Source organism: Candidatus Photodesmus katoptron Akat1 (assembly GCF_000478685.1).
Lineage (GTDB): Bacteria > Pseudomonadota > Gammaproteobacteria > Enterobacterales > Vibrionaceae > Vibrio > Vibrio anomalopis.
On record NZ_AMSD01000002.1, the window covers coordinates 230,181 to 247,131 of the forward strand.

Below are 16,951 nucleotides of genomic sequence, written 5' to 3' on the forward strand. Positions count from 1 at the left end.
AGCATATGTGTTTTATCAAGATTATTGTAAATATATAACGAATATAAAGATTTCTAACGTCTATGTCTATGCCCATTAATCATGATTAGAATTGTTTTTTTTATGATATTTATATCCATAGCAATCCAAGATTGAAAAGAAGATAGTGACAGTGCATAACTATGATCAAATCCAACTTTACGAATAACATCTTCAATACAGGTATCATATTCTTGATTTACTTGCGCTAGCCCTGTAATACCAGGTATTACTTGGTAGGTTCTATCAGAAAAAAAAGGGATAGCTTTATCAAGCTTTTTATAGAAACTTAGAGATTCTGGTCTTGGTCCAATTATAGACATTTCTCCTTTTATGACATTAATAAATTGTGGAATTTCATCAAGATGAGTTTTTCGTAAAAATTTACCAAAAGAGGTGATTCTAGGGTCATTTTTTGTTGTCCATAGTGGGTCATGATGTGCTTTAGAGTGTTGATACATAGTTCGAAACTTAATGATTTTAAAAAGTGTAATTTTTTCTTTTGTTAACTTTCCAACTCGCATTTCTCTATAAAATACAGGCCCAATTGAGTTTATTTTGATTATTAAAGAAATTGTCAAGATTATTGGTAATAGTAATACTAAAGCGAAACAAGACACATAAAGGTCAAAACTTCTTTTTAGATAACCTATTAACATACGAATTATTTTTTTTCTGCTCATTTGAGATTCCTTAACTATTTACTTTTGTCCATTTTTTAGATTCCAATCCAAGTAAATAGCGTATTCCACCGATAAAGTTTGCATAATGTCCGACTACGAAATAGACTAGTAGCAGGAAAAATTTATGTTGAAAAAAACCTGGAAATAGATAGCCTAGCAAAGCTAAAGCATATACTAAAATTTGTATGATTAAAATAATAATAAATAGTATATTTCCCATAAGGGCTATTGAATTAATTAAACAAACAATCATTAGGTAAGGAACAGCAAGTCTTAAAATTTTTCCTGAAAAAAAAGCAAAAGCAATCCCTTTATACTGAGGTTTAATAAAGCTAAAAAATTGAATAGCTTGTTGCATATTACCTGCAGAAATTCTTATTCGACGTTTAAAATCATTATTTATGTCTGTTTTTTCTAATTCAATTGCAGTAATTCTCAGTTCACGATTAGCACGATATCCTTTTTTTATAATTTCCATAGGCAAAACAAAATCATCATTGATAGTATTATCTTTAAAATTTTCAAATAAGTGAGTACGGAATAGATAAAATGCACCATGAGCACCAATAGTTAATCCCAAACTATTTTCATTATTTTTAATCTGATTTTGATACTGCCAATATGTTGTTTCACCTATATTATTTTGATTAACCAGATAATAGGTGCTATTAATAAATCCTATTTTTTTTCTTCAAAATTTTGTTCAGCAATTAGTAATGCATCAATTGAGATTAGTGATGAAGTATCACTAAATGCTGTAATATTACTTGAAATGGAATGCATTATTTTATTAAGTAATGAAGCTTTCCCATGATTTTTATTAAATTTTCTAATTTCAAAATTAGTATCATGGCAAATTGCTTCTCTTATTGTTTTTTCTGCGATATCTATGGTTTTATCTTGACAGCCATCGCATGCAATGATTACCTTAAGCTTATTTTTGGGATAATCTATAATTGCTAGATTACGTATTTTATCGGCGATCCAACGCATTTCATTGTGAACAGGAACAATTATTGTTATTGATGGACGAAATTTATCTTGTTCAATGCATCTATAACCTCTTGATATATTTATTTCCTTTGTTTGATTTATTGGGTTTTTGTATATAGCGAAAAATTTTAATATTAAAGGATAACCAATATGGTGATAAATAATTAAAGTAATACTTATAATCCAAATAGCTACTAAAATTGATTCCATTATTTAAGCTCTCCAAGCCAATGATTCATACTGCTTGACTATTGTTCTTATATTATTATTTTTTAAAATAAAGTTTCGTGGATTAATATTAATTGGATTATTTAGCATTTTTTTTAGAACTTTTGTTATTTCTAAAATATTATTAGCTTCGATAAGTTGCCCGTTATTAGGGCAAAGTGTTTCTTTTGATGATCCAACATTACTTATTGCACAAGGGATTCCACATGCTTGAGCTTCTAAAGGAGATAAAGGATATCCTTCTAAATATGATGGAAGACAAAATAAGTCTAAAGATTGATAAAAACAAGGCATATTATTGAGTAATCCTGTAAATGTTACTTGTTTGTTTAAGTTTAGTTTATGAACTAAATTATTTAAATTTTTGTATTGAGATCCTTGCCCAGCAATTACTAAGTGAATATTTTTGGGTAAAAGTGGGATAGCTCTGATTATCAGGTCATGTCCTTTAATTTTTTCGAGTCTTCCTGAGCTACCAATTAATATTTTATTTTCCGGGAAGCCCATTTTTTTTCTAGCTAAAATTTTACTAGCTGGTTGAAATTTTTTGCAATCAATTCCATTTTTAATAGTTATTATATTTGGATATGAAAATTTTTCTATCAAAGTTTTTTTTGCTTTATTGGAGTTTGTTACCAGGATTGGTTTGCAGATTTTCAATAGGTATTTCTGTATTTGCCTATGTTTATAGTTATCTAAGTGCCAAACATCATGTTCGGTGTGAATTTTTACACGAATATTTAATAAGTGAGCAGCAAGACCAGCATATAATAAAGGCCCTATATGATGGGTGTGAACAATATCTGGTTTTAAATAGAAAAATATTTTATTTAAGTCTATTAGTATACGGAAGCTGATCCCTAATGGTTTGTCAAGAAATATAATTTGGTTTGAAAATTTTTTAAGTCGAGGCCAATTTAAGATCGCTTGTCGTTTATTTCCTTCAAGACTTATAATAATCACTTCATATGAAGGTTGAGAAAAATCTAGTAAGTCAAGTGTTAAGTTTTCTAATCCGCCTAAAGATAAATGCTGTACAACATGGACAACCTTCCTTTTTGTTTTATATAACGTATCTTGCATATTAATATTTTCTACATTAAAAATATATTCTATTAACTATGGCATTAAACATGCCAATATATCAAATATAATTAAACTTGTAGTTAGATCCCTTTTTTTATATGTGTTCTTTTTTTAAGAAGTAGAATTGAATAACAATTCGAAAAATTATTAGGATAATTATAATTAATCAGATAATTTTAGGAATACTAGTAATAACTGGAACTCCAGTTAATAATTCTAATTGCTCTACTCTTCTAATTGATGTATCCAATAATTCTGTAATAGTTGCTAAACTAATGCCAAGGATAAAACCAGAAAGACCCCCTGCAAGTATAAATACAATAGGTGGAAAATTTGATGGTACACTGGGTGTAAATGGAAGATCGATAATTTTTACACGTTTATTTTGTTCAAACATACCAAGGGACTCCGTTAACTGAGCCATTTCATAACGTTCTATGAGTTCATTATAAAGTTGACGTTTTATTTTAACATCTCTAACTAAACGATCTAATTTTTTAGAATTTTTGGAAAAATTATTTGTTTTTTGTTCTAAGTCAAGAATTATTTTATCTAAACTTTTTATTTCTTCGGTTAGAGATTCAAATTTATTCCTTAAAATTTGTAATTTATTGCTATTTATGGGATCATGCAATTGTTCATTATCTATAAATTGGTTTGTTTTTAATAGCTTAAATCGTTTAGATTTTAGTCTTTCTAATTCCTGTTTTTTCATCTTAACTAAGCTATGATTATCCGTATATTTAGATCGTAATAAAGCAAGTTCACTATGTATTGCTATTATTTTTTCTTCTATTTTCTTAACAATAGGATTTGTGTTAGATAATTGATGTTCGAGAGTATTTAAATTTTTCTTAGTTCCAGAAAATTCCGACTGTTTTTCAGATAATCGCTGTTTAAGTTTACCTAATCTTATTAAAATTTCTGTTTGTCTTTCTGGTATTAAATTTATATTATTGTTTTTATATTTAGCTAATGCATTTTCAGCAATTTCAAGTTCTAGTTTTCTTTTATTTATATGAAATTTAAAAAAATTGCCAGAATCTTGGATTGATGAACGTTCTGGGGATAGTAGTTGTTCAATAAAATGATTACTTATTGATTGTAAAAGATCTTTCATCCCTTCAGGTTTATTAGATTCAAGTTCAATTTTTAAAAAATTTTCCCCTAATTTAGTAACAGTAAGACTTTTTGATATTTTTTTCGTAGCTTTTTCTATCTCATTGGGTGTCATTGTTTCATTTATTAATCCCAGTTCTAATGCAACAGAATGAATAATATGACGGCTTTTTAATAGTGTTCCTAGTGCATTTAAACGTTCTTGTAACATAGTGGAAACAGCAATATCTTGCAAAAATGGATTCATTTTTGCCGTTTCTTGAATAAGCATACTGGTATGAGAATGATAAGTTGTTGGTGCTAAATATGCTATAGCGTAGCCAACAAAAGGAAAAATAAAAACAGGTAGAAAAATTAAATAACGTCTTCTCCAAGCGGCATTGATAATAACAATTAGTTTAAATTTATTCATATTCTTTCTAAGATTGAATCAACAAAGATACTTCGTTCTTTCCAAGAATGATATTTAATTATATTATGCTGGTTTTTTTTAAAGGCTTTAAAAGAACTCGGGACATTTCTTCGCTGTTTTTAACAATATTAATTAAGTGTTTAAATGGGGTTAATGCAGGAAATGGAGTAGATATAATTGGATTCCCTACAACTAAATATTCCATTAATTTTAAAGGGTTACATGATAAAATTTGTGGATTAAGTTTAAAAGGTAATAAGCTAACATTCCAATGTTGACTATACTGAGGAAGTTGGTGGTGTTGTTTTTTACCTAAATAGTATACATTCTTGTAAGTTGGAAGTAGAGAAGGTTTTAATTGTTGTGGACCAATAAATACAAAATTCCAGTTTTGATTGTTTTTAGTAACCTTGTCAAGCATTTCATAATCTAACCAGTTTGATATACTGCCGTAAAAACCTGCTGTAGGGCGACCATTATTAGGCAAATCTATAGCTCTTGGAACTGGGGTGTTAAAAAGTTTAAATTCAACTCCATGTGGTAGTAGTTGTCTTTTAGAAATTGGGAACTTAAGTAAGATTTCTTTACTTGCAGAAAAGATAAGATTCGCTTTTTTAATCATTTTTTGTTCATGTTTTATTACTGAATTGTGATCAACACCGGCTAAAGAATTAAAATCATCTCCGCAATAATAGATTATTTTGGATTCACCTAAGTAACCACACAAATCTACTGCTGTTGGTAGAGAGCACCACAAAATAGGTTTATTTAACTGCAATTGTTTTAAAATAGGTTTAAGTTGATAAAGCATAAGATATTTTGCAATTTTTCTACCAAGAATAGAATGTGGTGCAGGAATAGTTTTTAAATTAACTACAGTAATATTTTTTAGTAATGAATCTGTTTGTTTTTTGCAAAAAATTTTACTACAGGAACGTTTTATATCTATTAAATTTAGTTTTGGTTGACGTAAACCTATAGAATTTATCCATAAAACTTTTCTGTTGTGAGAAAGGTTTTTAATTAAATATTGTGTACTAGAAGGAAGACCATTAAAATCTTCGCCAAAGACAATTAGATCTCGTTTCATTTAAAATACTCCAAGTTCAATAGCTTTCTCTATTTTTTTATTACTTTTTCTGAATTTTATAACATATAGAGAAGGATTATATTTTTTTTCAAAACATTACTTTGGTAACAATAAAATCATGTTACTCTTCTTTAAAGTTCGGCGCATTAAATAAAATTTGTAAGGTGTTGAGCATAATTATATAAATTAAATATAGTCTTTTATTCAAAATATGTGGAGTAGATAGTGCAATACAGCTTACATTTTTTAGCTATATAAATAATATTTTTATTCAATGAATTATATTATTTTTTATATGACTTTGATTGTGAGAACTATTTTGTATTAGATTTGAAATTGCTATAGTCAATCCTGAAAGAAGGTAAATTGGCCAATTAAATCCTTGTGTCAGAAAAGTAGAAGAAACTATAGTTCCAATAAAACCTGCATAAATAGCATTAGCAGTTACTAATAAAGTGGTCTCAACTGATTTTTGTTTTTTAGTTATATTAGTGAGAGTGGTTCTCGCAGTGTTAATAACAGAAAAAATAAACATTATGAATATACAAAAACCAAGCATACCAGTTTCAGCTAATACACCAAACCAAGTACTATGAACAGCGTGGTTTGAACCATCCCAGTATGAAGTATAAAAAAAATAGTTTGGAAGAAAATTATTAAGACCTACTCCAGTGAATGGATAATCTATAGCCATTTTATAAGCTGCTTCCCAGGCAAGTAGTCGACCTATTACTGATTTTCCTATTCCTGCTTCAAGAGTTCCTCCTGAAATTCTATTGTGTATTCCAGAAATAAAATAAAAGAAGGAGGTGCTTACGATTCCAAATAAAATTAGAAATAATTTAGAAGGTATAATTTTAATGGCATAAAATAGGAGTATTGATATAGAACCTAATAAGCCGCCTCTGCTTTGTGTTGACATAACTGCCAGTATTAATAGTATGCTTGAAATTGAAGCAATAATAGATACGAAAAATGTTTTTTTTTTAGTAATTAGTAAGCTAATAGAAAAAGCTAAAGGAAGCATCAATACTAAAGCAAGATCATTTGGATCACCTAGCATCGAACCTATATTACGTCCAATGGTAACTCTAGTATTTTCAACTAATCCAATTTCATTTATTGAATTATAAAGTGTAATTATTGCTATTAAAGTTCCAGAAAAAATTATGGATATTAAAATTTGTACAATATGCTTTTCCTTATTAATTAACCATATAACGGAAAAAGTCATGGCAATTATTTTCCAATATATATCTTTAAACATTTTCATTGCTAATTCTATATTGGAAGCTGTAAATATACCTATTGTGGTTAATCCCCAAAAAATTGCTAACCAAGTCAATGAAGAATGCCAGTATAATTTAATTTTTTTACTTATAAAAATATGCCAGAATAAAGAAAATAATGATGAAAATGATAGAAATAAAGGGATTTTTAGACTGTATAAAATAGGAATAGCTTCATGGATCCTAAAAAAAGAAAATATAATAAATAAAATTACTAACCAAAATGGTTGATTAAATATAAAAATTACTCCTAATGGGATTAAACTAATTGCAATAGGGATTATAGGATTAGGAAAAAAATACCATGTAGTTGTAATAATAAAGCAGAAAAAAAACATAGTACTAAATATAATTAATTTTAATGAGAAGCTATAGTTCATTGGTATTTTTTTTCTTAGAAATGTAAGGAGATGATATTCTAATGCCTGTAAAAAAAGCACTATAATACGCTACGAAAATACTAGCAGTAATTCCAATAATGAAAATTAGACTAAGTACAATGATTTTTTTGTAAAAAAAACTTAATAATAAGCATAGACCAGTTATTAACAGAATGATTATTAAAGGAAAGCTTTGATAAGGAAGGGGTAATATTTTTTGGCTAAAATAAAATATTAATAAAGCTCGTAATATTTGGCCAAACACCACAGATAAAAGAATTCCAACTATTCCGTACGATACTGTTGTATAACATAAGGCAAGCCCTATACTGCTAGAAATCAAATCAATTTTCAATATCCAGTGAGTTTTATTACTATTGAGAATGCCAATATTAATAAAATTAGTTATTTCCTTAGAAAATGCAATAATGACTGCTCCTATAATTAAATAACAAGCATTATGATAACTTTTCTCTAGTAAGAGTTGAATAAATATTTGGCTAGTGCAAGCTGTAAAAATAGATAGGATAGAAATATAAAGTATTCCAAATTGCGTTATTTTAACTGTATACAATTTACCCTTTTCCTCTAAGGACTGAAAACGTTTTGGTATCCACCACATTCCAAATGGTTGCACTAAGATACACATTGCAAGAGAAAATTTAGTTGCAATAGAGTATAATCCAAGATTTTCCATTGAAGTAGAATAGCCTATTATCCATTTTTCAGCTCCTGTTAATCCAAATGTAATTACTGTCGATATCATTAACGGAGTAGAGTACCTCAAAAGTATTTTTAATTCCTTAAAGCTATTCCACTGCCATTGAAATTGATTGATAAAGTGAAGTATAACTAATTGAATAAATGTAGATAAAACACCAACTACATAAAATAATGTGATATCTGGATATATCTTGAGAACAAGGATAATGCCAGTTATTTGTATTATGCAACATGATGTACTGACAATAAAAAATGTAGAAACTTTATCTTGTAATCGAAGCCATGAAGTGCTGATATTAAGTGCTGTTTCAAAACAGAGTACAAGACAAATAAATATAATTTCTATTCGATTAAATGCATAGCTTGCTTCTGGAATACTAAATAATAGAATTAAAATTAGCATAGCCATAATAGTTGATAAGGTAAGTGAATTAGAATAAATTTTATTAGTTTCTTTAAATCTCTCTTCTGGTTTTTTTTATACCCAACAAAACGATATAAATTTTCTTGCATAGCAAATCCAGATAATAAACAAAGAAAGGTTGATGTTGTTGCAATAAGCTCTAGTTTTCCTAATTGTGTAGGTGTGAAATAACTAGAAATAACTGGAAGCATTATGAGTGACATTCCTTTGGTTAATAATATACTTGCAGCATAAACAAACATATATTTAATAGGCTGGAATTGTTTATGTAGAAAGTGCATTTTATATTACTCTTTTGAATTGGAAGATGTTCTAGAGTCAAGGTAATTATTTGTATTTCTTTGATTATTTAAATAATTGATAATTGCTTTATAAGTGTATTCTGCTTGGTACAGATTAGCAATATTGAAGGCAGCTCGTCCTATAGATTGTATAGTATCTATATTACTACTGGCATATAAAATAGCGTTATTAAGCGAAGTTGCATTATTTTTTAAGTATTTAATACAATTAATATTGTGAGTTAAAATCAAATCCCAATAAGAGCCATCCTTAGGTATAATCACACACATCCCTGAGGCCATAGCCTCTAAAATAGATAGTCCAAATGGTTCTTCTTTGCTTGTTGAAATGAATATATTACTAGCTTGTCGAATAGAATCTAGATTTTTCGGTTGTTCGTACCAGTGAAAGTTTTTTATAGGTATCGGAGCTTTAGAAATAGGTAAATTTATATGTTTTGGACGGATAAAACAAATATTTGTAGTTAATAGTTTTGGGAAATTTAACATGTCAGCCGATTTTATAAGTAATTCTAAGCCTTTCCATTGTAATAATGATGCGCTCCAAAATAATACAGGCAAGCTATATTGGCACTGAGATGGCCAGCGATCTTTTGGAATGCCATTAATAAATTCTTGAAAATTCTTACTTTCTAATATCTGTTGGCATTTAAGTCTTTTTTTTTGTTTTTTTAGGTAATGATATATAGCTTTGGATAGGCTTGCTTTTGTTGAGGGCAAGTAAAATACTTGTTTCGCTCTAGTAAGGCAGTACCCGATTGAGTATGAAGTTGCTACTTTTCCATGAACTATTTGTATGATAGGGATTTTTATAAATAGTTGTATTAAATATATGGCTATGTCAACTCCTGGGCTAGAATTTCCAATTAGGTAATTAACACGTGATATGCGTAGTAATTTATAAAGAAGCACACAAGTAAAGAAAAACTGCTGGCACAAAAATGCGAAATAAGAGCTGCTTTGACTTAAATATAGAAAGTTTGGAAATTGATGTATGCATATTTTCTTGTTTTTTAAAAAAGGTGCATTTCTCCAAAATTTTTTATCTATAGTAACTATAGTGAATTTATTTTTGCTAGAGTTAGTTAGTGCTATTATGTTTTGTATTGCAATTTTAGACCCACCAGAAAATGGAATTGGGTCAAAGATTAAATAGTGACTAAAGTACATATTTTTTCATTAACTTAAACTTATTGAAAAAGAAAGTTTTTAATGGATAGAAAATCTTCCAAAAATAAATTTTTTTTGAATAGTTTTCTTCAATTGTTTGTTTATAAATAGTTTCAAACTGTTTCGTATTATAAGTAATGGAATGATTCTTTAATACGTATTTTTTTGCTTCTATTCCTATGTTTAGTGCTAATTTAGGATTTTCAATAATATATTGCATAGTTTTCATTAATGGTTGGATACCAGAGTTTTTATATAAAAACCCATTTTTTCTATGAGTAATAATTTCTGGAATTCCTCCTTCATTAGGAACAATTATTGGTACTGCAGCCAATGCAGCTTCAATAATTACTAAACCAAAAGCTTCTTTACGGGATCCAAGTACAAAAGCATTTGTATCCAGTAACCATTTCTGAGGATTTTTTTTATTACCAATAAAGTGTATATGATTTTGCAAATTTAAATGGTTTGTAAGTTCTCTTAATTTTTTATTTTGTGGTCCATCACCAATAACTATTAGGTGAATATATGGATATTTTAGTATTAATCGATCTATTGCAATGATAATTCTATCTATGCCTTTTCGATAAATTAGTGAACCTATGGTGGTAAAAATAAAACTATTTTTTGGTAGATAAAGGTTAGATTTTATATCAATTTTTATACTTTTACGTAAATGATTTATATCTATACCATTTGGTATTACAAATAAGCGATCTTTTGGGTATCCATCAGAAATTAGTTGGTTTGTAATAGCTTTACTTACTGCAATTATTTTAGGTGATAGATGAAGACCTAATGTAGTTCTTTCATATACTGAGTAATCACTATGAAGTTGTGTAATCATTGGAACATTCATTGATTTGGCAGGAAAAATCATCCATTGACAAGGAGCAGCACTATTAACATGAACTAGATCTATATTTTTATCAAAAATATATTTTTTAGCGAAATCAATTTGTTTTTTCCAAAGCAGAAAATTAAACCTGGGGCTTTTCCAACCAAAAAGAATTAAAAATTTGCTTAATTTACTACAGAATCCCAAGTTTTTAACTTTAATATGAAGAGTTTTATTATTTGTCCATAGAAATGGAGTATAATCATTTTTATTGATATGCTGAATTAAGTTTAATAGGCATTGCTCGCTACCTCTAATCCAATTTTCACCATAGTGAACAAATAAGATATGTTTGCTATTTTTCATTTATTTACTTTAAGTTTAATATTATTTTTTATTTCAATTCATTGCGAATGGAAGGCTAATTTGAAGATAAAGATATTCATTATATTATTTTTCAAATTTGATAGATTTGTAAAATTTTTGGAATAGTCTTTTTAGAAGAATAAAATTTATAAATGGTTTCTATAGCTTTTTGACGGATAATTAATTGTGCATTATCAGACATTATAAACCAGTTATTTAAGTGATGACTGAGTTCTTCGATATTTTTAGCAAGAAATCCGTTGTATTTAGATTGAATAAGTGCTGCCATATCTCCAACTTTCAATGAAAAGACCGGAATACCTCGAGCCATGGCTTCAAGTGCTACCATAGGCATTCCTTCATAACGTGAACATATTATAAGTACACTAATATTTTTCCATACATTATGCATATTTATTTGATAGCCATGGATTATAAGATTATTTGGTTTGCTAAGGAGAACTGTTTGTTTCATAGGACCAGTTCCATAACAGTGGAATATTTTTTCTGGAAATTGTTTTGCAAGGTTAACAAACCTATCTGGAGCTTTTTCATGACTTAATCGACCAACAAAAGCTATTTCAGTTCCTTTAGATTTTGTTATATTTTTAAGTGAAATGAAATTATTAATCACATATGAATGAGTAGTAGGTAGTTTTTGTTGAATAGATTTGCTAACAGCTAAACACACACTAGATAAGCAAGCAGTGTACCTATCACATAAATCATATAGCCGTATTTTTCCTGTCGCTCTTTCACCTGCATGGTAAGTAGAAATTTGTTTGATATATTGATATTTGAAAAAATACCTAATAGTTCTAATATATAAATTTGCTTTATAGCCATGAGTATGGATCAAATTAGGTAATATAGATTTAATAGCTATCTTAAGAGATACAAAATGATTTAATGCTGGAAATTTTTTATTTGCAAAAAAGTAAGGTATAGAGGCTATTTTCAGTTTTTGATCTAGTATGGTTGTTTTATTATAATGTGAAATAAACACGACTGTTACATTAATAGAGTGATCTTTTAATCCTTTAGCTAACTCTAATACATGACTTTCAATTCCACCATAAATTAAACTATCGATCAGAAGCCACACTTTATGTTTTTTTTTAGTGTTATATTGTATCTTGCTCATATTTTTTAGATTTCATTCCTGTTTTTTTCTGTAAACAGAAAAAGGGCTTAGTTCTAGAAGTATTTAATATGTTTCCATCATAATAATTAATAGCATTTTGAATGTTCTCTTTTTCTATTTTCCATATTAGTTTAATATTATGATGCGATTTAATCATAGATAAATATTTTTTGATTTGTTTCATTATTAATGAACTACAACATAACATATGACGTTTTGTAGCTGTCTTATGTTGCTAGGTCATGAGTAACTCATAAGTAATGAAGCAGATTTCTTGATCAATTACTGAAACTTTATTTTCGTTTTCTTTATCATATTTTTTAAGAAAACAATTAGCTAAGATTATTAGGTTATCTCCTATTTTCTCAAAGGAGAAATTTCTACTGGTACGAGGCGTTATGATAATAAAAATCCTCTCTAAATCTTCCTTCTTTAATAACTTCCCGTAAAGGAAACACGATTAGTAGTATATGTAATATGAACATTAACTTTAATTTCTTTTATTGCACCTAAAGGAGTAAAAGTTCCAATTTGTAAAACATGAAATAGTTCAAAGAATTCATTTTGTATGTATTTTCTATAAAAAATAGCAAGTGTCCTAGAACACTTCCACTAATAGTACTTTAGATTGCATGACCTCATCTTTACTTTACAATTAAATCTTTTGATAAAAAGATAAGTTTAAATCCTAGTTTTCTTCTGTCTATGGATAATTTAATAGATTGCTTTGCAACTATCTGAAGTTTATATAAAAAGGAGATTACTTTATTAGTATTTCGAATTAAAAAGTTTTTTAATTTTACTAGTTCACTTAGATAATCTTATTTTTTAAGATTTAAATTCAAGCATTTCTATACTTTTAGTCACAATAGTTCGATAAATTTTTTTAAGATGAGATTAATATCTTCTATCTTGCTATATAGCAATCAGCAAGTATAGTATTTATTATCAATTTATTTTTTAATAATTAATTTATTTGTTTTATAGCAATGCCTATTTTATCTGCTCAGCTAGTAGTATTATCAAAGGTAACATTGCTATTATCTTGAAGTAGATTAAGATAGAAATGTATTTTTAAGTAACCACGATTCAATTTTATCACGTAGAGTTTTTGAAATGAATGGTATTTTTCTGAATGTGCATATGAGTTCTTGATTCAAGGGAGTTTGTTCTTTTTTATTAAGTACAGTTCCAAGCAATGAAATTGTTTCAAGTTTAAGTAATGAAATAGCAGTTTCTATTTGGTTAATTGTAGTAATCCCTCCTCTTACTATCAATATTGTTTTCTCACAAGCACTTGCTACATTTTGAGCTGGAATATTATTTCGATTGATTTTTAATAATGGAGAGGTATCAATAATAATACGTTCAAAGTGATTTAGCCATTTTTCTATTAATCCTTTCATAACAGAAGGGTCTTTATATGCTAGTTGTTTTGATGAGTCATTTGGGATCGTTATCCCAGTAAATAAACGGTGATTGTAACTATCTTCAATCCAATGCTCTTTTATTGTTTTTCCTGAATGTAGACTTAATTTCCGAAATGCTGGATGGAACATATTAAGGTCAACTAATAAAGTTTTATATCCTGCCAGTAAATAACGTTCAGCTAATGCACTAGCAATAGAAGTTACACCATCTCCTGATTGGCAAGCGGTAATACACAAGGATTTACAGTTGCTAAGTTCTGTAGTTAAATATATTTGTTCTATTTCTGCATGAGTAGAAGGAATAGTCATTATAGTGACTTCAATAAAGCAATTGTTGTGCTAAGACGAATAATATCATTTAATCCAAGGCGTATTTTTTCTAAAAAACTATTTCTACGATCTGGAATATAAATTGTATCTCCAGCTCTTAAAGCAGGTAGTATGCTTATATTAGCGGTTTTAGTAAATTCAATAAAATTAAAAGTACGAGCTTGATTTTGACAACATGACATATTGATAATGGATATTTTTTCTAAATGTGCACGATTATTTGGACCACCTGCTTCTGCTAATAAGTCTAAGATTGTCATATTGTTTCTAAATACATAACGACCAGGTTTATGGATTTCTCCCAATACTCGTACTGTTGATTCTTTTGATCGTTCAATCCAGTTACGATTTTTCTCTGGTATATAGATTATATCTTCCATGGTTACTCTAGGAAGCAAGCTTTCATCTCCTGTTTCAAAGTAAAGTGATAGGTCTAGTTTGCTAACTTGTGCATATAATTTATCACGATGTGTAATTCGAATATTTTGAATATCAGCATCCTTATTAGGACCATCTGCGGCTGATAAAATATCAAGAAAATTCATTTCTTTAGTATAATGATACCGTCCTGGTGAATTTACTTGACCTAAAATATATATTGACTTGTTTGAGCTTTGTTGTATCCAGTGAGATTTATTATTTTTTGGATCTTGTGGTAAATTTCTAACTCTTACAATAGCTCCTGCAGTGATTTTTGGTAAACTTGATAAAGGAGCTCCATTTTTTATATGAGCATCTAGATTAAATAGATGTATATTTTTATCGATATTTGCAACTTCAATTTTTGTTGTATCTGCATTACGAGTTGGACCACCAACATGAGCTAACAGGTCAATTAGATTCATTTCATCTGACCATTCGATTCGACCTGGATTGATAACTTGGCCAATAACGTTGACAGCTCTATTAGATGAAACTTTTAACCAGGATTTTTCGTTTATATCTATTTTTTCAGGAACAAAGATAGAGTCTCCAGGAGCGATATTAGGAATAACTGAGTCTTTTAAACCTTCGGTGTAAGCTGTAAGATCAAATTTGATAACCTTTTGATTTTCTTTGATAATTCGAATTTGTCTTGTTTCAGCAAAACGAGTAGGCCCACCTGCATTAGCAAGAATATCTATAAAGGTTGCTCCATCTTTACTTTCGTAAGCACCTGGATTCGCCACTTCCCCCATAACATAGATAGTATTAAAACCTGACTTTATTTCATCTTCTTGTTTTGGTACAAAAACGGTTGAACCAGGGTTTAATTTTGGAAGCAAGTATGTATTTCCAGTATCTAGATAATTTTTCAAATTAAATAATTTTGGTGAATTATTACTAATAATACGAATTTTTTCAATTGTAGCATAACGCGTCACTCCACCAGATCTCATGAGTATATCTATAAGATCTATGTTTTCTTTATATGAAAATGAACCTGGTGAGTTTACTTCGCCAAATACTTTAATGGCACTTCGTTCATCTTTAATATCATCAAAATCTTCTTTTCCATGGTTAAAAATTGATTCAATATTACTTACAAGAGGAGAGGCAGGAACAAACAGTATATCTAGAGGTTGTAAAATAGGCAATTGAGATTCATTACCAGTATCTAAAAAAGCTTTATAGTTAAATTGTATTTTAGTGTTTGAACGCTTAATCAGCATACTATCTAGTTGAGCCCCTGGCCGTAATCCTCCAGCTTTATATATAGCCATTTGAATGTTTGTATTATCTGGAAAAACATATTCTCCTGGAGTTTTTACGTAACCTTGTATAAAAATAAGAATTTGTTGTTTTGCAATAAATATTTTGACATTAGAAATATCTCGAAAGGTTGTTTGTAATATTTTTATCACATTATCTTTTAATTGTGTTTCATTATAACCTGCAACATAAATTGAACCTACTTCAGGTAAATAAATTCGACCTCTTTTATCTACTTGAAAACTACGATTGAAAGTGATTTCTCCAGGTAGATCTACTTGGATCAAATCACCAATTTTTACTATTTTTTCTTGTGATGAAGCATGGACTAAATTAAGAAATAGCATCAACTTTAAAAACGTAGTAAGGAATATTTTATTTAAGTTCATAGTCGTCCTTTTTTAGCATACTAAAAGCATCTTTCCAATCTGGGATGATTTCTATACTTACACGACGATTTGCTAAATTAATTTCAGGTGAATTTCCTTTAAATAGAGGTACAGATTCTCCAAGTGAATGAGTAATAATTCGTTCTGGTTCAAGACCAAAGATGCACAAATAACGTTTTACTTGTGTAGCTCTCATCATAGATAGTTGTTCATTATATTTTTTATTACCAGTTGAATCTGAATGACCAGTTATAGATAAGTTAAGATAATTATGAATTAGCAATAAATTAGCAGCTTCAGCGAGTTTTCTCATATATTTTGGGTTAATTTCACTTGAATCATGGGCAAATTGATTATCAGAATTAAGAATATTGGAGATTTTTTTAATAACAGTTATTTTTTGATTAAATGTATCTTGCTGTAGTGGAGGCTGGCAGCTGGTTTTTGATATGACATAATTAAGACGAGATTCTAATTGGTTAAGGCGGTTATGCTGGATTAAAATCCCATTTGCTGCATCTATTAATAGGCTATCTTTTAATTCATGAGCAATTCTGTCTTGTGTGATAACTGCTTGAGTTACTATGGCAGGAAAGCACCATTTAGCTCCCTTTTGAATTAACATATCAAGATGCAATTTGTTCATTTCCCAATTTAATTGAAGTTCATTAGTTTCTTTTAAAAAATCATCAGATTCATATTTTAAGGATTTAAATAATATATTCTTCTCTGGTTTGTTATTTGCTAAATTGAAAAGGCTACTACATCCAGAGCAGAAAAAAATCCATATAATCATCGATATAGTTATTGAGTTGACATACATCTTAAAACAACCAAATGATTTA

13 protein-coding genes and 2 pseudogenes are annotated in these 16,951 nt (G+C 28.5%); all 15 read right to left on the reverse strand.

All coding sequences use genetic code 11. From position 1 onward, the window contains the following. Positions 1-53: 53 nt before the first annotated feature. Entirely contained in the window at positions 54-719 is a 666-nt protein-coding gene (locus tag O1U_RS03560; protein ID WP_420887249.1) for a sugar transferase, read from the reverse strand. Next, positions 712-1,907, reverse strand: a pseudogene (locus O1U_RS03565) (glycosyltransferase family 2 protein). The gene O1U_RS03560 and the pseudogene O1U_RS03565 overlap by 8 nt, the downstream one beginning before the upstream one ends. After that, a complete protein-coding gene (locus O1U_RS03570) occupies positions 1,908-3,005 on the reverse strand; it encodes a glycosyltransferase (RefSeq protein WP_016504034.1) in 1,098 nt (365 codons plus the stop codon). A gap of 169 nt (positions 3,006-3,174) precedes the next feature. Next, positions 3,175-4,539: a GumC family protein gene (locus tag O1U_RS03575; RefSeq protein WP_016504035.1), complete on the reverse strand. Its 1,365-nt coding sequence runs from the start codon at positions 4,537-4,539 to the stop codon at positions 3,175-3,177. Beyond that, positions 4,536-5,629 (reverse strand): annotated as a pseudogene (locus O1U_RS03580) (glycosyltransferase family protein). Before O1U_RS03580 ends, O1U_RS03575 begins: the two are co-directional and overlap by 4 nt. Positions 5,630-5,900: 271 nt before the next feature. Beyond that, complete coding sequence (locus O1U_RS03585; RefSeq protein WP_016504037.1) at positions 5,901-7,298, reverse strand: O-antigen ligase family protein; 1,398 nt, start codon at positions 7,296-7,298, stop codon at positions 5,901-5,903. Further along, entirely contained in the window at positions 7,288-8,430 is a 1,143-nt protein-coding gene (locus O1U_RS03590; RefSeq protein ID WP_051348147.1) for an oligosaccharide flippase family protein, read from the reverse strand. The genes O1U_RS03585 and O1U_RS03590 overlap by 11 nt, the downstream gene beginning before the upstream one ends. Beyond that, positions 8,418-8,726: a polysaccharide biosynthesis protein gene (locus O1U_RS04845; RefSeq protein WP_051348148.1), complete on the reverse strand. Its 309-nt coding sequence runs from the start codon at positions 8,724-8,726 to the stop codon at positions 8,418-8,420. The genes O1U_RS03590 and O1U_RS04845 overlap by 13 nt, the downstream gene beginning before the upstream one ends. Positions 8,727-8,732: 6 nt before the next feature. Further along, positions 8,733-9,917, reverse strand: coding sequence for a glycosyltransferase (locus O1U_RS03595; RefSeq protein ID WP_016504038.1), 1,185 nt, complete (start codon positions 9,915-9,917; stop codon positions 8,733-8,735). Then, positions 9,907-11,121: a glycosyltransferase gene (locus O1U_RS03600; RefSeq protein WP_016504039.1), complete on the reverse strand. Its 1,215-nt coding sequence runs from the start codon at positions 11,119-11,121 to the stop codon at positions 9,907-9,909. The genes O1U_RS03595 and O1U_RS03600 overlap by 11 nt, the downstream gene beginning before the upstream one ends. Positions 11,122-11,212: 91 nt before the next feature. Next, positions 11,213-12,265 (reverse strand): glycosyltransferase family 4 protein, encoded by a 1,053-nt coding sequence (locus O1U_RS03605; protein ID WP_016504040.1) that lies wholly within the window; start codon positions 12,263-12,265, stop codon positions 11,213-11,215. Next, entirely contained in the window at positions 12,246-12,449 is a 204-nt protein-coding gene (locus O1U_RS03610; protein WP_040356562.1) for a hypothetical protein, read from the reverse strand. The genes O1U_RS03605 and O1U_RS03610 overlap by 20 nt, the downstream gene beginning before the upstream one ends. Before the next feature lie 871 nt (positions 12,450-13,320). Beyond that, positions 13,321-14,004 carry an AAA family ATPase gene (locus O1U_RS03615; protein ID WP_016504041.1) on the reverse strand — a complete coding sequence of 228 codons (684 nt, stop codon included), beginning with the start codon at positions 14,002-14,004 and terminating at the stop codon, positions 13,321-13,323. Then, on the reverse strand, positions 14,004-16,106 hold the full coding sequence (locus O1U_RS03620) for an SLBB domain-containing protein (RefSeq protein ID WP_016504042.1): 2,103 nt from the start codon (positions 16,104-16,106) through the stop codon (positions 14,004-14,006). Before O1U_RS03620 ends, O1U_RS03615 begins: the two co-directional genes overlap by 1 nt. After that, positions 16,093-16,929: an OmpA family protein gene (locus tag O1U_RS03625; RefSeq protein ID WP_102031398.1), complete on the reverse strand. Its 837-nt coding sequence runs from the start codon at positions 16,927-16,929 to the stop codon at positions 16,093-16,095. The genes O1U_RS03620 and O1U_RS03625 overlap by 14 nt, the downstream gene beginning before the upstream one ends. Positions 16,930-16,951 lie beyond the last annotated feature (22 nt).